General features: G+C 62.1%; 14 protein-coding genes. 11 read left to right on the forward strand and 3 right to left on the reverse strand.

Annotation, left to right across the window (positions count from 1 at the left end; translation table 11 throughout):
• Positions 1 to 3 precede the first annotated feature (3 nt).
• Complete coding sequence (gene paaG / locus LVY65_RS01300) at positions 4 to 783, reverse strand: 2-(1,2-epoxy-1,2-dihydrophenyl)acetyl-CoA isomerase PaaG (RefSeq protein ID WP_235066205.1); 780 nt, start codon at positions 781 to 783, stop codon at positions 4 to 6.
• A gap of 66 nt (positions 784 to 849) precedes the next feature.
• On the opposite strand from paaG, the gene paaA reads away from it, so the two are divergent.
• From paaA to LVY65_RS01335, 7 genes are read left to right on the forward strand one after another with little or no spacing between them, the layout of a single operon-like run.
• Positions 850 to 1,833 (forward strand): 1,2-phenylacetyl-CoA epoxidase subunit PaaA, encoded by a 984-nt coding sequence (gene paaA / locus LVY65_RS01305; protein ID WP_235066206.1) that lies wholly within the window; start codon positions 850 to 852, stop codon positions 1,831 to 1,833.
• 26 nt (positions 1,834 to 1,859) lie between these two features.
• Positions 1,860 to 2,147, forward strand: coding sequence for a 1,2-phenylacetyl-CoA epoxidase subunit PaaB (gene paaB, locus LVY65_RS01310; protein WP_235066207.1), 288 nt, complete (start codon positions 1,860 to 1,862; stop codon positions 2,145 to 2,147).
• Entirely contained in the window at positions 2,147 to 2,920 is a 774-nt protein-coding gene (gene paaC, locus LVY65_RS01315; RefSeq protein WP_235066208.1) for a 1,2-phenylacetyl-CoA epoxidase subunit PaaC, read from the forward strand. The genes paaB and paaC overlap by 1 nt, the downstream gene beginning before the upstream one ends.
• Positions 2,920 to 3,993, forward strand: a complete 1,074-nt coding sequence (gene paaE, locus LVY65_RS01320; protein ID WP_235066209.1) for a 1,2-phenylacetyl-CoA epoxidase subunit PaaE — start codon at positions 2,920 to 2,922, stop codon at positions 3,991 to 3,993. The genes paaC and paaE overlap by 1 nt, the downstream gene beginning before the upstream one ends.
• A gap of 32 nt (positions 3,994 to 4,025) precedes the next feature.
• Entirely contained in the window at positions 4,026 to 5,240 is a 1,215-nt protein-coding gene (locus LVY65_RS01325) for an amino acid aminotransferase (protein WP_235066210.1), read from the forward strand.
• Positions 5,233 to 7,278, forward strand: a complete 2,046-nt coding sequence (locus tag LVY65_RS01330) for an alpha-ketoacid dehydrogenase subunit alpha/beta (RefSeq protein ID WP_235066211.1) — start codon at positions 5,233 to 5,235, stop codon at positions 7,276 to 7,278. Before LVY65_RS01325 ends, LVY65_RS01330 begins: the two co-directional genes overlap by 8 nt.
• Positions 7,279 to 8,481, forward strand: a complete 1,203-nt coding sequence (locus LVY65_RS01335) for a dihydrolipoamide acetyltransferase family protein (RefSeq protein WP_235066212.1) — start codon at positions 7,279 to 7,281, stop codon at positions 8,479 to 8,481.
• On the opposite strand, the gene LVY65_RS01340 is transcribed toward LVY65_RS01335, so the two are convergent.
• Complete coding sequence (locus LVY65_RS01340; RefSeq protein ID WP_235066213.1) at positions 8,482 to 9,612, reverse strand: aminotransferase class V-fold PLP-dependent enzyme; 1,131 nt, start codon at positions 9,610 to 9,612, stop codon at positions 8,482 to 8,484.
• A 32-nt stretch (positions 9,613 to 9,644) separates the two neighbouring features.
• Positions 9,645 to 10,847 carry an NAD-dependent formate dehydrogenase gene (locus LVY65_RS01345; protein WP_235066214.1) on the reverse strand — a complete coding sequence of 401 codons (1,203 nt, stop codon included), beginning with the start codon at positions 10,845 to 10,847 and terminating at the stop codon, positions 9,645 to 9,647.
• 263 nt (positions 10,848 to 11,110) lie between these two features.
• On the opposite strand from LVY65_RS01345, the gene LVY65_RS01350 reads away from it, so the two are divergent.
• From LVY65_RS01350 to LVY65_RS01365, 4 genes are all read left to right on the forward strand, one after another.
• Positions 11,111 to 12,337 (forward strand): NnrS family protein, encoded by a 1,227-nt coding sequence (locus tag LVY65_RS01350; RefSeq protein ID WP_235066215.1) that lies wholly within the window; start codon positions 11,111 to 11,113, stop codon positions 12,335 to 12,337.
• An 86-nt stretch (positions 12,338 to 12,423) separates the two neighbouring features.
• Positions 12,424 to 14,643, forward strand: coding sequence for an adenosylcobalamin-dependent ribonucleoside-diphosphate reductase (locus LVY65_RS01355; protein ID WP_235066216.1), 2,220 nt, complete (start codon positions 12,424 to 12,426; stop codon positions 14,641 to 14,643).
• 74 nt (positions 14,644 to 14,717) lie between these two features.
• Positions 14,718 to 15,728 (forward strand): GTP 3',8-cyclase MoaA, encoded by a 1,011-nt coding sequence (gene moaA / locus LVY65_RS01360; RefSeq protein WP_235066217.1) that lies wholly within the window; start codon positions 14,718 to 14,720, stop codon positions 15,726 to 15,728.
• 90 nt (positions 15,729 to 15,818) lie between these two features.
• On the forward strand, positions 15,819 to 18,551 hold the full coding sequence (locus LVY65_RS01365; RefSeq protein ID WP_235066218.1) for a nitrate/nitrite transporter: 2,733 nt from the start codon (positions 15,819 to 15,821) through the stop codon (positions 18,549 to 18,551).
• The last annotated feature ends 7 nt before the right edge of the window (positions 18,552 to 18,558 follow it).

Here is an 18,558-nt window from a genome sequence, read left to right on the forward strand (position 1 = left end):
CAATCAGCGGCCGGTGAACTTCGCCGGCCGCTTCTCGAGGAATGCTGCAACCCCCTCGCGATAATCGTCAGTGAAACCCAGGCGGCGCATCTCGTCGCGCTGCAGGTCAAGCTCCTCGTCAAGGCTACGCGACCAGCTGGTCCGGACGATCTGCTTGATCGCCGCAAGTCCGAGTGGGGGGAGCGCGGCGAGCTTCTCCGCCAGTGAATCGACTTCGCTGTCGAGCCATTCGCCGCCCACGCATTTCCAGATGAGCCCCCAATCGGCGGCCCGTTGCGCCTCCAGCGGTTCTCCAGTGAGCGCGAGGCCAAGTGCCCGCGCCTGGCCGACGAGGCGGGGGAGGTGCCAGCTGCCGCCGCTGTCAGGGATCAGGCCAAGGGCGGAAAAGCTCTGGATAAACTTGGCGGTGCTGGCGGCGACAACGATGTCGCATGCCAGAGCGATGTTGGCACCTGCGCCCGCGGCGACGCCGTTCACCTTGGCGATCACTGGCTGGGGCAGGGCAGCAAGGGTTCGGATCAGCGGATTCCAGCTTTCCTCGACCGTCTCGCCAAGGTCGACTGCCTCCCCGGGCGCAACCGCGCGGTCGTTGAGATCCTGTCCGGCGCAGAAGGCGCGGCCCGCGCCGGTCAGGATGACAACTCGGGCATCTCCGAGATTGGCCAAGGCCTCGCGCAGCTCGGCGTGCATTGCACGAGTGAAGCTGTTGAGACGGTCGGGGCGGTTTAGCGTAATGCGGGCGATGCCGTCGGAGATCGCCACTTCGATGGTTTCATAATCCATGGGAACGGGTCTAGCCGCGTGGCTCGCGCGTTTGAAGTGCACAGGCGAAATGGTTAGATGAGGACAATGTACACCACCGAACTCAACAAGAACGTCAAGCCGATCGAGGTTGCGGAGGACCCGGAGCTGGTTGCCGCCTTCGAAGCGCGGGTCGCAGCGGACGAATTCATCGAGCCCAAGGACTGGATGCCCGATGCCTACCGAAAGACGTTGGTTCGGCAAATTTCGCAGCATGCCCATAGCGAGATCGTCGGCATGTTGCCTGAGGGCAATTGGATCACGCGGGCCCCATCACTACGCCGAAAGGCGATCCTGCTGGCAAAGGTCCAGGACGAAGCGGGGCATGGCCTATATCTCTATTGCGCTGCCGAGACGCTTGGGACGAGCCGAGAGGAGATGATCGAGGCACTCCACTCGGGGAAGGCCAAATATTCGACGATCTTCAACTATCCGACACTGACCTGGGCCGACATTGGTGCGATCGGCTGGCTCGTCGACGGTGCGGCGATCATGAACCAGGTGCCGCTACAACGCACCAGCTATGGCCCCTATGCCCGTGCCATGGTCCGGGTATGCAAGGAGGAAAGCTTCCACCAGCGCCAGGGCTATGAAATCATGATCGCGCTGGCCAATGGCACGGCGGAGCAGAAGCGGATGGCGCAGGACGCTTTGAACCGCTGGTGGTGGCCGAGCCTGATGATGTTTGGCCCGCCGGACGACAATAGTCCTAACACCGAGCGATCGATGCGCTGGCGTATCAAGCGTGAGACCAATGACGAACTTCGCCAGAAATTCGTCGACATCACCGTACCGCAGGCCGACTTCCTCGGCCTTTCCGTTCCCGATCCGGAAGTGCAATGGAACGAAGCGAAGGGCGGTTATGATTTCGGCGAGATCGATTGGGAAGAATTTTACGCAGTGGTCCGCGGTGAAGGCCCGGTCGCCAGGGAGCGGATGAAGGCCCGGATCGAGGCGTGGGAAGATGGCGCGTGGGTGCGCGATGCTGCCGCCGCGCACGAATTCAAACGGCGCCAGCGGGCTGCGGCCTGAGGCGACGGCATTTAGGGGAGACGCTAATGTCCGGTCACGATTGGCCGCTCTGGGAAGTGTTTGTGCGCGCGAAGGGCGGGCTCAACCACCGTCATGTCGGAAGCGTTCATGCACCCGACGCCGAGCTGGCACTTCGCCATGCCCGCGACACTTACACTCGGCGGTTGGAGGGGGTGTCGCTTTGGGTCGTGCCGTCATCGTCGATCGTCGCGTCCGATCCGGCCGACGCCGGGCCCTTGTTCGAGCCGGCAGAGGATAAGATCTACCGTCACCCGACTTTCTACGACATTCCCGATGTCGTGAAGCACATCTGATGCCAACGCTTCCTGCAAGTGAAGTGGATGTCGAGGAAAAAGTCGAACTGGCTTTTGTCGATTATTGCCAGCGCCTGGGAGACGATGCGCTGATCCTTGGCCAGCGGATTAGCGAATGGTGCGGCCATGCGCCGGTACTGGAAGTCGACCTAAGTCTTGCCAATCTGGCGCTCGACCTGATCGGGCAGGGGACGAATTTCCTCGGTCTCGCCGGGGACGCCAACAAGCTGGCGTTTCATCGCGACGTTCTCGACTGGAAAAATTGCCTGCTGGTCGAGCAGCCAAATGGCGATTTCGCGCAAACGATCGCGCGGCAGATGCTGTTCTCGACCTGGCAGCACATGCTGTACCAGCGACTGGCCAATTCGAGCGATGCGCGGATCGCGGGCGTCGCTGCCAAGGGCGTCAAGGAAGTGGCATACCACCGGGAACTGGCCGCCGATTGGGTAATACGCCTGGGCGACGGTACCGAGGAGAGCGCTCGACGGATGGCGCAAGGCCTCGACTGGTGCTGGCGCTTCATTCCCGAGTTGTTCGAGGTCGATGAGGTGCTGGCCGGGCTCATCGAGCGCGGCATCGCCACCGATCCGCGCGAGTTTGAGGCCGAGTATCGCGCCGAGATCGATCGGGTACTGACCGAAGCAAAGCTGGATGCGCCGGCGGAGCAGCGGCCGATCCTTGGCGGTCGGCGCGGCCACCACAGCGAGCATCTCGGCCATCTGCTGGCGGTGATGCAATTCCTGCCCCGCACCTATCCTGACGCGACCTGGTAATGGCTGAGCATTTCTACCCGCTCAGGGTCGCGGAGATCGTGCCTGAGACCGAAGAAGCCTATTCGATCCGGTTCGAAGTGCCGGAAGAGCTGAAAGACGCCTTTCAGTTCAAGGCGGGGCAGCATCTGACGCTTCGGACGGAGCTTGGCGGCGAAGAGGTGCGGCGCAACTATTCGCTTTGCACCGCCCCGGCCGACGAGGAGCTAATGGTTACCGTCAAGCGGATCGCGGGCGGTGTATTTTCGAACTGGGTCGGCGAGCAGTTGAAAGCCGGCGATACGCTGGACGTCATGACGCCTCACGGGTCGTTTACGACCGAATTCGATCCGAGCGCGAAGCGGCATTATGTGGGCTTCGCCGGCGGTTCCGGCATTACGCCGGTAATCTCCTTGGTCCGAACGGCACTGAGCGTCGAGCCGGGCAGTCGCTTCACCCTATTCTACGGTAACCGCGACTCCAATTCGGTCATCTTCCTGGAGGCGCTGGCGGCGCTGAAGGACAGCTATCTCGGCCGGTTCGAGCTCTATCATTTCCTCAGCGATGAAGAGGGTGATGTCGAGCTGTTCAACGGTATGCTCGACCGTGAGACGTGTGACGAGGCGATCGAGCATCTGATTGACCAGCCCGAGGAGGTGGACGCCTGGTTTATCTGCGGCCCCGGACCGATGATGGACGCCGCCGAGGCAGCGTTGCTTGATCGGGGCGTAGCGAAAGAGCGGATTCACATCGAGCGTTTCACCGCTGGCCGGCCTTCTGCAGCGCTCGCAGCGCAAATGGCGGCGTTGCAGGAGGAAGCGGCTGGGCTAACGCTCAGCGTCACGCTCGACGGACGAACGCGCAAGGTCGAATTTTCAGCCGCCAACATCCTCGATAGTGCGCGAGAGGCCGGGATGCCCGCGCCGTTCGCGTGCAAAGCGGGAGTTTGCGCGACCTGCCGAGCCAAGGTTACCAAGGGAAAGGTCGAGATGGCCGCGCGCTATGGACTGACCGACGAGGAAATTGCGGCGGGATATGTGCTGACGTGCCAGTCGGTGCCTGTCGGAGAGGGGGTGGCGGTGGACTATGACGCGTGACTGTCGCATCCCGATCCGCTAGTTCCCAAACCATGCTGGACCAGCCGACCATGACCGGGCCAAACGGGGGCGCCCAATTTTTCGATGCTCTTGGCGATGTGCAGAGCGACTCGCTGCTCGCGCTGATCGCCATGGCCAATGCCGATCCTCGGCCGGACAAGATCGACGTCGGTGTCGGTGTTTATCGTGATGGCGTCGGCAATACGCCGATCCTCCGAGCGGTGAAAACTGCCGAAAAACGGTTGTGGGAGACCCAGAAAAGCAAAAGCTACATCGGCGGGTTCGGCGACAAGCGCTACACCGAGCTACTGAGACCGATCGTTCTTGGCCGCCATGCGAATGACGACCGCATCGCCGGACTTCATACTCCGGGCGGCTGCGGTGCACTTAGCCTTGGCTTTAAACTGATCGCTACGGCGCATCCCAACGCCAAGGTCATGGTCGGAACCCCGACCTGGCCCAACCATATTCCGGTCGTTCAGGCCGCTGATCTGAATATCGCCGAATATGGCTACTACGACCGGCTTGAGAGGCGAATCCGCTTCGACGAGATGATGGCCGCGTTGAATGGTGCCAACAAAGGCGACGTGGTGTTGCTCCACGGATGTTGCCACAATCCAACCGGCGCCGACCTCAGCGACAGCCACTGGTCCGACGTAGTCGAAGCGGTCTCGAGGCGCGGTCTGATCCCATTCGTCGACATTGCCTATCAGGGATTGGGCCGCGGTTTCGCCGAGGATGCTGCGGGGCTGCACTTGTTACTCGACGCGTGCGACGAAGTGATCATCTCCCAAAGCTGCGACAAGAATTTCGGCGTCTATCGCGACCGGGTCGGCTCGCTGTTCATCAAGACGGCGGCCGCGGACCAGAGCAAGCGGGCAATGGGTCATGTCGTCCAAATCGCGCGCGAGATGTGGTCGATGCCGCCCGATCATGGAGCGGCAGCGGTACGAATTGTTCTCGAGGACGAGGCGCTTCGGGCTGATTGGAATGCGGAGGTCGGTGAGATGCGCGACCGGATCAACAGGATCCGCAGCCAGATCGCCGGAGCCGACCCGCGACTGGCCTATATCGGCGGGCAGTTTGGAATGTTTTCGATGCTTCCAGTGACCGTCGAGCAGGTACGCGAACTGCGCGAGCGTCACGCCATCTACATGGCCGACAGCGGCCGTTTTAACGTAATCGGCATGGCCGATGCCGCGGTCGACCGGTTCATTACCGCCATTGTCGAGGCGATGAATGGCTGACGCTGCCGCAGAGGTAGACTTTAGGCCCAAGGCAGGAATTGATTGGGCGGAGGTCGCGCGACTGGTGACGACCAGCCGGGCCATGGACGAGCTGGAGGAAACCCGGCTCGTTCCCGAAAAAAAGGTACTCTACCAGTTTTCGGCGCGCGGTCACGATATGGCGCAGGTCATACTTGGCATGCACTTGCGGGACGGCGATGCGGCGTGCGGCTATTATCGTTCGCGGCCGATGCTCCTGGCACTGGGTGTCCCGTTGGCTGACGCCCTGGGGTCGGGAATGGGTCGCGCGGGCGGTTATTCGGACGGACGCGATATCGGTGTCGTGTTCAATTACCCCAATCCGGGCGGCGCCCATGCGCTTCCCATGTGCGGAGGCGTGGGTGCGCAATATGCCCCGGCTGCGGGCTGGGCTCAGGCCATCACCTACAAGGCGCAGGTCCTGGGCGATCGGGATGATGGCGCCCTCGCTGTGGTGCTGGGAGGCGATGCAAGCTGCGCCACCGGCGGATTTTGGTCCGCGCTAACAATTGCGACTACACAATCTTTGCCATTGCTGTTTTACATCGAAGACAATGGCTACGGCATCTCGGTCCCGTCCGATTACCAGACACCGGGCCGTGACATCGCCGCGAACCTCGCCAGCTTCAAGAACCTCACCATCTGGAATGGCGATGGCACCGACCCGGCCGAGGCAGAGCGGCTGATCGGGGAAGCCGTCGCCCATGTCCGCGGACGCAAGAGTCCGGCGCTGATCCGCCTTACCGTGCCGAGGCTTGAGGGACATAGTTTCCAGGATACCCAGACCTACAAGTCTGAAGAGACCGTCAAGGCCGAATGGGCCCGCGACCCCCTACCCAAATTGAAGGCGTTCGCGGCGGAGCTCGACTGGGGGCTGATCGAAGCTTCAGTTGAGCAGGAGGTCGAGGCCGCGCGAGCCGAGGCCGAGGCGCGGGGCATTTCGTCGCCCGACCGAGTGACGGAGCACATCTTCTTCGAAGGTGAGGCGAGCAGGATCGGTGGCGGTGCCGGCCTCAGTCTTGATGGCACGACCGACCAGCCTCAGCCCGAGGGCCAGCGGATCAATATGGTCACTGCCATCCGCCGTGTGCTCGACCAGGAGTTGGAAGCTAATCCGAAGGTGCTGGTGTTTGGCGAGGATGTGGGCCCCAAGGGCGGCGTCCATGCGGTGACTCTTGGCCTTCAGGAGAAATACGGCGTGGAGCGAGTGTTTGATACTTCGCTCAACGAGGAAGGCATTGTCGGCCGCGCTGTTGGCATGGCGTTGGCGGGCCTGATGCCAGTGCCGGAAATCCAGTTCCGAAAATATGCCGAACCTGCGACTGAGCAGATCAACGATTGCGGAACCATGCGGTGGCGCACCGCCAATCGCTTCTCGGCACCGATGGTGCTTCGCATCCCTGGCGGCTTCTTCAAATGCGGCGATCCCTGGCACAGCCAGACGAACGAGGTGCAGTTCGTCCACAACCCGGGCTGGAAGGTGGCAGTGCCTTCAAACGCCGAAGATGCGGTTGGGTTGTTGCGTGCCAGCTTGCGAGGCAGCGATCCGGTGATCTTTTTCGAGCATCGCGCCATGCTCGACGATGCCTGGGCGCGGCGGCCCTGGCCGGGCGACAAGTTTGTGCTGCCATTCGGCGAGGCGAGGAAGACCCGCGAAGGCGATAGGATCACCATCGTCACCTGGGGCGCGATGGTGCCGCGCTGCGAGGCGGCGGCGGAAGGCATCAGCGCCGATGTCATCGACCTGCGGACGCTGATGCCGTGGGATCGCGAAGCAGTGCTCGAAAGTGTACGCCGGACTCGTCGCTGCCTGATCGTTCATGAGGACCTTCGCACTGGCGGCTTCGGCGCGGAGATCGCCGCTGTGGTTGCCGATGAGGCCTTCCTCGATCTCGACGCGCCCGTAGCTCGCGTTACCATGCCGGACGTGCCGAGCCCGCATCATCCGAAATTGCTCGAATGGGCGGTGCCTAGCGTGGAAAAGATCCGCGCTGAAATCGACCGGCTGGTGGGGTTCTAGATGATCGAGGTTCGTGTTCCCGACGAGCAGGAGGGCACCAAGGCGGTCGTCCGCGCCTGGCTCAAGCAGATCGGCGACGCGGTGGCGGAGAATGATCCGCTGGTCGAGCTCGAGACCGACAAGGTGACGCAGGAGGTGCCCTCGCCTGCGGCGGGGGTGTTGGTGGAGATTTTGCTCGACACGGACGATGAAGCCGAGCCCGGGGCGCTGTTGGCGCGAATTTCGTCAGACGCCAGCCACGTTCGTCCTGAGCGGAGGCCGGAGGCCGAAGTCGAAGGGCGCGCGGCACAGGCCTCAGAGGAGCGCGCTTCGACTTCGCTCAGGACGAACGAGGTTAGCGAATTACGGCTTTCGCCGTCGGTGAAGCGCGCGCTCTCGCAGCACAACATCGATCCTTCGCGCATCCAGGGCACCGGCCGCGCCGGCCGCATTACTCGCGATGATGTTGACCGGGCGGTAGCCACATCGTCCGCGATCAGCGTTAGAGAGCCCACAACAGCGCAACCGCGCCACTTCGCGGGCGGCGATATCCCGCATGACCGGATGCGGCTCAAGATCGCAGAGAATATGGTTCGGGCGGTCGCCGAAGCACCACATGTCACTGCGTTGTTCGAGGCCGATTTCTTGGCGATCACGGCGCACAAAGCGGCCATGGCGGCCAAGGGCGTCAAGCTCAGCTACACTGCTTACTTGGTCAAGGCCGCCGCCGAGGCGATGGCTATCGCTCCAGCGATAAACGGGCGCTGGGAAAAGGATCGGATCGCGGTTTCGTCGACGATCAACGTCGGCATCGGGACCGCGTTGGGCGAAAAGGGCCTGGTCGTGCCGGTGGTCAAGGACGCCGGGTCGCTTAGCCTGGAGGAAGTCGGCCGCAAACTTGATGACCTGACCAGCCGCGCCCGCTCGGGAAATCTTTCTGCTGCCGACGTGTCGGGCGGAAGCTTCACAATCTCCAATCACGGCGTGTCGGGCAGCTTGCTCGCCGCGCCGATTATCCTCCACGCCGGCCAGGCAGCCATCCTCGGTGTCGGCAAGCTGGAGAAGCGGGTCGTGGTGCGGGAAGTGAACGGTCAGGACGCGATCCTCATCCGACCAATGGCCTACGTCACGCTGACCATCGACCATCGCGTGGTCGACGGGCATCAAACCAACGCCTGGCTGACCCGCTTCGTCGAAGCGCTCGAAAGCTGGCCTTCCGCTTGATCAGGCAGCCAGTTCGGCGCTGAGCGCTCTCATCAGTGCCTCTACATCGTTCGAGCTGTTGTAGAGGTGGAGCGAGGCACGCAACCCAAGAAATCCTGACAGCTCGACCACGCGAATATAGACCTTATGCCGCATCAGCAGGTTGCGGCGCAGGGCATGTACGTCGACCGAGTCCGGCAAGCAGAAGGCGAGATTGGCCGAAGTGAATGTGCCATCGCGCGGCGATGGAATGCTTACCTGATTGAGCCCCGACAATGCGTCGTAAAGTTCGGCGCGCAGTTTCCGGTTGTGCGCTTCAATGCATTCCAATCCGACGGCCTGGACATAATCGATTGCCGCCCCAAGCCCTATCATCCCGGCTATGTTGGCGATGCCAGTCGAATCGGAGTTCGGGCGGCGGCCAGCGGATAGGGGCAATGCATCGAGTGCGCCGGCCAAGTCTTCGCTGAGATAAAGCAGGCCCGTGCCTTTGGGTCCGAGGAGCCATTTATGGCCACTTGCGGCATAGGCGTGACAGCCGATCGCCTTGACATCGACTGGCATCGCGCCCGGCCCCTGGGCACCGTCGACGATCGTCCAGCAGCCATGCTCGCGGGCACGGCGGCATAGTTCCGCTGCTGGAAGCCTGACTCCGGTCGTGAACAATATGTGTGAGAAAGACACGACGCGGGTGCGGGGGCCTATCGCGTCGGCGAAGCGCTCGACGACCGCGACCGGATCGCTTTCATCCGGTGCGATTGGCACCACATCTACCTGCACCCCAAACCGCCGCGCTACCCAGTCCCAGCAGAGCCGGCCGCCGGGATGCTCATGGTCGGTTGTCAGGATTCGGTCGCCGTGTGACAGCTTGAGCCCCTGGGCAATCAGGAACATTCCCTGAGTGGTGCTGGTCGTGAGGATGATATCATCGGTAATGCAGCCCAACAGGCCGGACGCCTTGGCGCGTACCTTTTCGAGTTCGCCTAAGCCCGCGCCATAGGTCTCTCGAACCGGATTGGCTTCCACCTGCACCATGGCGGCAACTGTCGCATCGAACACCGGGCGAGGTGTGGCACCGACGCCGCCGGTTTGCAGGTGGACGATACCGGGCGCGAGCATAATGTCGTCCGAGGGGATGAGGCCGACAGTCATGCGACTATGAACGCTTTGCGTAATTCCAAGGTTCAGTGCGTCTTGAAGAGCGCGGCTTCCTCTGATCCGCCTGTAGCATCGCCCGCACTGTAGCTATGCGCGCCGGTGCCGGCGAGGTGGCCTCCCTGGACAATCAGATACTCGTCGCGGATCGGCCGACCTTCGAAGAAACATTCGAGGATTTCGCGCGTGCCCGCCGCATAGCGCGCTTGTGCCGACAGGCTGGTGCCCGAGATATGGGGAGTCATGCCTTCATGCGGCATGGTTCGCCATGGATGGTCGCGCGAAGCGGGCTGGGGGAACCAAACGTCCCCCGCATAACCTGCCAGCTGCCCGCTTTCGAGCGCGGCGACGACTGCGTCGCGGTCGACGATCTTTCCGCGCGCGGTATTCACCAGATAGGCGCCGCGTTTCATCCTGGCGATCATTGACGCGTCGAACAGATTCTCGGTTTCGGGGTGAAGCGGGCAATTGATGGTGACCACGTCGCACATGCCGATCATGTCCTCGACGCTGTCGTGCCAGGTCACGCCCAGCTCCCGCTCGACATCTTCGGGCAGGCGATAGCGGTCGAAATAATGGAGGTGCATGTCGAACGGCTTGAGGCGCCGAAGCACGGCGCTACCGATCCGTCCCGCAGCAACGGTTCCAACATGCATCCCCTCGACATCGTATGATCGTGCGGCGCAGTCGGCGATGTTCCAACCGCCTTTGCGAACCCAGTCGTGGGATGGAAGATAATTGCGCACCAAACTGAGGATCATCATCACCACATGCTCGGAGACGCTGATCGAATTGCAGTAGGTGACTTCGGCGACAGTTATGCCGCGGTCGATTGCCGCCTGAAGGTCGACGTGATCAGAGCCGATGCCGGCCGTGAGTGCTAGCTTCAGATTCTTCGCCTTGGCGATGCGCTCGGCGGTCAGGTAGGCCGGCCAGAAGGGCTGTGAGATGACCACGTCCGCATCGACCAGCTCGCGTTCGAACTGGCTATCCGGACCATCCTTGTCTGACGTCACGACCAACGTATGGCCATTGCTTTCCAAATATTTGCGCAGGCCAAGTTCGCCCGATACGCAGCCAAGTAGGTCGCCTGGACGGAAGTCGATCGCGCTCGGGGTCGGCAGGGTGGTACCATCCGGGTAGCGGTCCAGTTTGGGCAGATCGTCGCGGGGATAGGATCGCGGCATGCCGTCGATCGGATCGTCGTAAAGGACACAAAGGATCTTCGCCATTGTCGATTCCTTTCGCCAAGAGGAGCCGCTTCTTGGCCAATTTCCGACAAGAGTCGAGGAGATGCCGCACCCAACATCAGATTGATCGGCACTTGGATCATTGGGAAATTTCGGGCGCAATGCTCAGATGATTGTCGGGTTTGCGCCCAAAGCTGCCGTTAGCCTAACGGCCGATTACATCGCATTGTCCATCGATGTGCGGAATCCCAGCGAATTGAGATGAATCAAAATCAGCGCCGCGCGACTGTGTGAGGGTGCGAGCCATGGAGAACATGATACCGACCCGCGGTGAGCAAATGGCGGCCCTGCGACGCGCTAGTATGGCCGCCGCGCCACCCATCCTCAGGGGAGGCTTCAGGCCATTCTTTCTCGGCGGTGCGGTGTGGGCGGTCGTCGCACTGGCGCTTTGGTTGTGCGTCCTCGCTGGGCAAATCACGATCCCTACTGCTTTTGATGCCTTGGCCTGGCACCGCCATGAAATGCTGTTCGGCTTCGTGGGTGCGGTGATTGCTGGGTTCCTTTTGACAGCCATTCCCAACTGGACGGGGCGGCTGCCGATTGCAGGCGCTCCTTTGGCAAGCCTGTTCGGCCTGTGGCTTGCCGGGCGCCAGGCCGTTCTATTTTCTGCCGCGCTTGGGCCAGCAGTGGCCGGTCTGATTGACGTTGGCTTCTATCTGGTGCTGGCAGGAGTGGCGGCGCGCGAAGTCATCGAGGCCAACAACCGCAATGTGCCGATCGTCGGGATGGTCCTGCTGTTTGGGATAGCCAACGGGCTCGATCATTTCGCGGCGGCCGGCATTCTCATCGACCCGGCGCTTCCCTGGCAGATGGCAGTGGCGCTTGTCACGCTGCTGATCTCGTTGATCGGCGGAAGGATCGTTCCGTCCTTCACCAGGAACTGGCTCGCCAAACGCGGTGACACGCAGGGGCTGCCGGGCCAGCCGAGCAAGTTAGATCTCGCGGCAATCGGTCTGACCGCGCTTGCGCTTCTCGCGTGGATTGCGGCTCCGTCCGGCTGGCTTCCGGCTGCGCTCCTAACCATCGCATCAGCCGCGCAGTTGACGAGGCTAGCTAGGTGGAAGGGTTGGAAGACGGTTCGAAATCCGCTCGTCCTGATCTTGCACATCGGCTACGCATGGGTGCCGATTGGACTCGCCCTGTTGGCCGCAGCCCAGCTTGGAGCGCACTTGCCTCAATCCGCGGCGGTACATGCGCTGACGGCCGGTGCCATGGGCACGATGATTCTGGCAGTGATGACCCGGGCCAGCCTAGGCCATACGGGGCACGAGCTGCGAGCCGGGCCAGCCACCTCCGTTATCTACTTGCTCGTTACGGTTGGCGCGGTGCTGCGCGTTGCGGCCCCGCTGAGTGCAGTTGATTATCGGACGGGTATGGAAATCGCCGCTCTGTGCTGGCTCGGCAGCTTCCTGCTATTCATTTTCACCTATGGGCCAATCCTGTTCGCGCCTAGACTTGGCGAAAGGTCATAGGCCGACCGGGTAGCGCGATGCGCTAGATCAATTCGTCGTGGCGCCGACTCGCTAATTTGCCTCTCGTTTTCACGGGGGAGGGATCGATGGGCTTTGAAGTCGCGCTGGCCGAGGAAATCTGGACCGCCAAATATCGCTTTGCTCCGACCGATGGCGTGGTCGACCAAGACTTCCCCGCGACGGTTACTCGCGTTGCCGGCGCTATCGCCGAAGCCGAGGCGCTTGAAGCTCGCTCGACTTGGTTTGAACGCTTCCGAGAATCGATGCTTGATTTCCGGTTCCTGCCTGCAGGGAGAGTGATAGCGGGGGCAGGCACTGCTCGATCGGTGACTTTGTTCAATTGCTTCGTGATGGGCACCGTCCCCGATAGCCTCGGCGGTATCTTCGATCACCTTCGCGAAGCCGCCCTGACCATGCAGCAAGGTGGTGGCGTCGGGATCGACTTTTCAACGATCCGACCGAATGGCGCACCGGTCGAAGGAGTAGGCGCGGACGCCTCCGGCCCGCTGTCATTCATGGATTGCTGGGATTCGATGTGCCGGACTGTCCATTCCGCCGGCCAACGGCGCGGGGCCATGATGGGATGCCTGACGATCGATCATCCCGATATCGAGGCGTTCATCGACGCCAAGCGGGATTCGCAGCGTCTCAGGAACTTCAACCTGTCTGTCCTGGTCAGCGATGCATTCATGGGCGCCTTGGGCACGGACGCTGATTGGCCGCTCCAATTCCAGGGTAAAGTTTATCGAACTGTAAGAGCACGCGATCTTTGGGAACGGCTCATGCGCTCAACCTATGATTGTGCAGAGCCCGGCGTGATCTTCATCGATCGGGTCAATGCCGCGAACAACCTTCGGCATTGCGAGACGATCAGTGCCAGCAATCCTTGCGGGGAGCAGATGCTTCCTCCCTATGGCGCCTGCCTCTTGGGTTCGATCAATCTTGCCCGACTGGTTGATCGGCCGTTCGAGGAAGGGGCCGAAATCAACGAGGAGGAACTGGCTGAGCTCACTGCCACCGCTGTGAGGATGCTCGACAATGTCATCGACATCTCACGCTACCCCCTGCCGCAGCAGGAGGCAGAAGCGAAAGCCAAGCGTCGCATTGGCCTGGGCGTGACCGGCCTGGCCGATGCGTTGTTATTTTGCGGCAAGATCTATGGCAGCAGCGAGGCGGTCGAGCAGACCCGGCGGTGGTTGGCTGTCATCAAGCGCGAAGCTTACCGGACGTCGGCCCGGTTGGCGGCCGAGAAGGGGCCATTCCCGCTATACGATGAAATCATGATGGAGACGCCAAACCTACAGTGCCTTGACGACCAAACGCGGGCGCTGATCGCTGAGCACGGGCTCCGCAACGGCTGCCTGACCTCGATTGCGCCGACCGGCACGACGTCGCTGCTCGCGGGGAACGTCTCGTCCGGAATCGAGCCGGTGTTTGCTTACTCCTATGAGCGCCGTCGCCTCCAGCCGGACGGCAGCGCTCGGTTCGAGCCGGTCGAGGATTATGCGATGCATGTCTGGCGGCAGGTTAAGGGAGATGAGCCGCCACCGGCGGAGCTGTTCGTTAGCGCTCAGACCCTGAAACCATCCGATCACCTGGCGATGCAGGCCGCTGCTCAGGCCTTGGTCGACAGTTCGATTTCGAAGACCGTCAACTGCCCCGAAGACATTGCCTTCGACGAGTTCGCCGACATTTACGTCGAAGGATATCATCTGGGCTGCAAGGGGCTGACGACCTATCGCCCTAACGCGGTGACCGGATCGGTGCTCAAGCTGTCGGCGACCGACGAGTCGACCAGGGAGGATATGGCCGAAGTCGAATTGGCCCCTCGAAGCGAAGCGCTGCACGGCACGACCTACAAGCTAAAGTGGCCTGAAAGCGCGCATGCTGTTTACGTGACGATCAACGACATCGAATTCGAGGGTGATAGCCGGCCGTTTGAGATTTTCGTGAACTCCAAGAACATGGAGCACTATGCCTGGACGCTCGGCCTGACTCGCATGATTTCGGCGGTTTTCCGACGGGGCGGCGATGTCTCGTTCGTGCCTGAAGAGCTAAAGGCGGTGTTCGACCCAAGGGGCGGCGCATGGATGAAGGGTCGATATGTCCCGTCGCTGCTCGCGGCCATCGGCGAGGTGATCGAGCGCCATATCGGCGAAGCGGCAGTGGAAACCGGTCCCAGGGCGGACGCGCCGGTCGCCGCAGTTGGCGCGAAACCTTGCTGCCCCCGTTGCGGTGCGGCGGCCCTGATCCGGGTCGAGGGGTGCGACAAATGCCTTGAATGCGGCCATTCGAAGTGCGGCTGACTTGATTCAGATCACGCGCAGGTCTTCAAGAGTGGCCTAGCCGAATCCTCGTTTGACGTCGGAGTCGAAGCGGGATGGATGCAGTGACGGCCACCGTGCCTGGATCAATGGTCGACAGCTTCGGCCGCAGGATCGACTATGTCCGCATTTCGGTGACCGATCGGTGCAACCTGCGCTGCCGCTACTGCATGGCGGAGCATATGCAGTTCCTGCCCAAGCGCGACATCCTCACATTGGAGGAGATCGTCGAGCTAGGCGACATCTTCATCGCCCGCGGCGTCAGGCGGATCCGGCTGACCGGCGGCGAGCCGCTGGTCCGGCGCGGTGTAGGCGAGCTGTTCCGAGCGCTCGGCAGTCGCATCGGCCATGGCCTGGAAGAAGTGACGCTGACTACCAACGGCGTGCTGCTATCTCAGTTCGCCCCTCTTTTGGCTGATTCCGGCGTGCGCCGGGTCAACGTCAGCCTCGACAGCCGCCGCCCCGACCGCTTTGCCCACATCACCCGCGGCGGGGAGTTGGGCAGCGTGCTGAGGGGCGTCGCCGCGGCGCGGGAAGCTGGCCTTAAGGTCAAGATCAACATGGTCGCGCTGGCCGGGCTCAACGACGATGAGTTCGAGGACATGCTGCTATGGTGCAATGGCGAGGGGTTCGATCTCACGCTGATCGAAACCATGCCGCTGGGCGAGGTCGAGGAAGACCGAACCTGCCACTACTTGGCGCTCGACACCGTCAGGCACGAGCTCGAGCAACGCTTCACCTTGGTTCCGTCGCTAAGCCGCACCGGCGGTCCGGCGCGCTATTATGAAGTATCGGGCTTGTCCGTGCGGCTCGGCATGATCACGCCGTTGAGCGCCAATTTCTGCGCAGGCTGCAATCGGATCCGGGTCGCCGCCACCGGTACGGTTTATGGGTGCCTGGGCCATGACCAGAAGGTCGAGCTTCGCGACGCCTTGCGCTCGGGTGGGGCGGGGCAGGTTGACGCCATGCTCGACCGGCTGCTGGCCGGCAAGCCGAAAGGGCATGACTTCCACATTGCGGCGCCACGGCCGGCGGTCGCACGTCACATGAGTGTCACCGGCGGTTAGGGGGGAGGGCGGAAATGATCTTGATCAAAGCCCTGGTCGAACAGGTCGGCCAGATAGACCCAGCGAAATGCATTTCGAAGGATCCATCCGATGACCGCGACCGTGGCTGAAGCCCCTGCACCCGGCGCCAATCGCGCCCTGTGGACCAGCACCGTAGCTTTCACGACCTGCTTCGCCGTGTGGACGATATTCTCGATCATCGGCATCGGGGTGAAGGATCAGCTCGGCCTTAGCGAGACCCAGTTCGGCCTCCTCATCGGCACGCCGATCCTCACTGGCTCGCTGATCCGGGTCGTCCTCGGTGTCTGGGCGGACCAGATCGGCGGGCGGCGGGTGTTCGCCGGCGTCATGATACTGGCCGCGATCGCCACCTACCTGACATCCTATGCGGATACTTACGGCGAACTGCTGGTCGCCGCGCTGGGCGTTGGCATTGCCGGCGGTTCTTTTTCCGTTGGCGTTACCTATGTTTCGAAATTCTTCCCGCCCGCAAAACAGGGCACCGCGCTCGGAATCTTCGGGGCGGGCAACGTCGGCGCGGCGGTCACCAAATTCCTTGCCCCCTTCGTCATGGTCGCCTCCGGATGGCAGGCTGTCGCTGTCGCGTGGGCCGCGGGGCTCGTGGTCATGGCGGTCCTGTTCCTGGTGCTTACCAAGGAGGACCCCGAACAGCAGGCCCGCGCCCGCGAAAACCGCAAGGCTGCGCCCATGGCGAGCCAGCTGTCGGTACTGAAGAATATCCAGGTGTGGCGCTTCGCGCTCTATTATTTCTTCGTGTTCGGCGCGTTCGTAGCGCTGGCGCTATGGCTGCCGCGCTACCTGATCGGCGTCTATCACCTTGATGTGAAGTCCGCGGGCATGCTCGCCGCTTTCTATTCGGTGCCGGCCAGCTTGTTCCGAATCTACGGCGGCACCCTGTCGGATCGCTACGGTGCCCGATCAGTGATGTATGTCACCTTTGCCGTGTCGGTGTTGTGCACCTTCATGCTGTCCTATCCGCCGACCACCTACATCATCGAGGGGGTCACGGGACCCATCACCTTCCGCACCGAAATGGGTCTGATCCCCTTCCTGGTAGTGATCTTCATCCTCGGCTTCTTCATGAGCCTTGGGAAAGCCGCGGTGTTCAAGCACATCCCGGTTTATTACCCCAACCATGTCGGCGCCGTCGGCGGGCTGGTCGGCATGGTCGGCGGTCTTGGCGGGTTCGTCCTGCCGCTTGCTTTCGGCGCGCTCAACGATCTGACCGGTGTGTGGACCAGCTGTTTTGTGCTGCTGTTCGCACTGGTGTCCGTTGCGCTGGCCTGGATGCACTTTGCCATCCGCCATATGGAGGCGACGGCAGCCCGCAAAGGCGTCAGCGAAAAGATGCCCGAGTTCCCAGAGATGCGGGGCTTTGGCGAGCCCGGCGTCGTTGTTCCGCCGCGCGCCGGTCCGATCGCCGACTGGCGGCCGGAAGACCCTGAATTCTGGCGCAGCGGAGGCCGAGCGGTCGCACGCCGGAACCTGTGGGTTTCGACCTATTGCCTGCTGCTGTCGTTCGCTGTGTGGATGGTGTGGTCGGTTGTGGTCGCGCGGCTTCCGGCGATCGGCTTCGAATTCACGACTGGCCAGCTCTTCTGGCTCGCCGCTCTACCCGGCCTGTCGGGTGCAACCTTGCGCATTTTCTACGCCTTCCTTGTTCCGATTTTCGGCGGGCGCCTGTGGACCACCTTGTCGACCGCATCGCTGCTGATCCCGGCTTTCGGCATCGGCTATGCGGTGCAGAATCCGGAAACGCCCTATCTGATTTTCCTGGTGCTGGCCCTGCTGTGCGGCTTCGGCGGCGGCAACTTTGCGTCGTCGATGGCCAACATCAGCTACTTCTTCCCCAAGGCTGAGAAGGGCAATGCCCTGGCCATCAACGCCGGCCTCGGCAACCTCGGCGTCAGCGTCATGCAGTTCCTGGTGCCGGTGGTGGTGACCATGAGCTTGTTCGGAGCGCTTGGCGGCCAGGCACAGGTCGCAACCGACGGAACTCAATATTGGATGCAGAATGCGGGCTTTGTCTGGGTGCCGCTGATCATGATCGGCAGCGTCGCGGCCTGGTTTGGGATGAACGACATCCTTTCGGCCAAGGCTTCCTTCGCGGAGCAGGCTGCGATTTTTGGCCGGCTTCACACCTGGCTGATGTGCTGGCTCTACACCGGTACGTTCGGAACCTTCATCGGCATGTCGGCGGGCTTCCCGCTGCTCGCCAAGTTGGTGTTCCCCGAAGTCAATGCGCTCAAATATGCATTTGTCGGTCCTCTGCTCGGCGCGATTTCCCGTGCCGGGACGGGCTGGGTCTCAGATCGCTATGGCGGCGCGCGAGTCAGTTTGCTCGTTTTCCTGGTCCAGATCGCGGCAATCCTGGGGATGATCTTCTTCCTCGATGCCCAGAGCTTCTGGGGATTCTTCTCGATGGTCCTGCTGCTGTTCCTTGCCAGCGGCGTCGGCAATGCGTCGACCTTCCAGATGATCCCCGGCATCTTGCGCCAGGAAGTCGACCGGACCGAACCCGGATTGCCGGAGGTCGAGAGGAGGCTGCAGGCGGAGCGTGAATCGGCCGCGGTTATCGGCTTTACCTCTGCCATCGCCGCCTATGGCGCCTTCTACATTCCCAAGGCCTACGGCTCGTCGATCGAGCTGACCGGTACAGCCAATGCGGCGCTGTGGGGCTTCCTTATTTTCTACGTGAGTTGCGCTGTCCTGACATGGATTGCCTACAGTGGGCCGCGCGGAATCTTGCACGATGTCGAGCGCCGCCTGGCGCCCGCCAAGACGGCGGCAATGCCCGCCTAGAAGGACC

This window comes from Sphingomonas cremea, assembly GCF_021502585.1.
Lineage (GTDB): Bacteria > Pseudomonadota > Alphaproteobacteria > Sphingomonadales > Sphingomonadaceae > Sphingomicrobium > Sphingomicrobium cremea.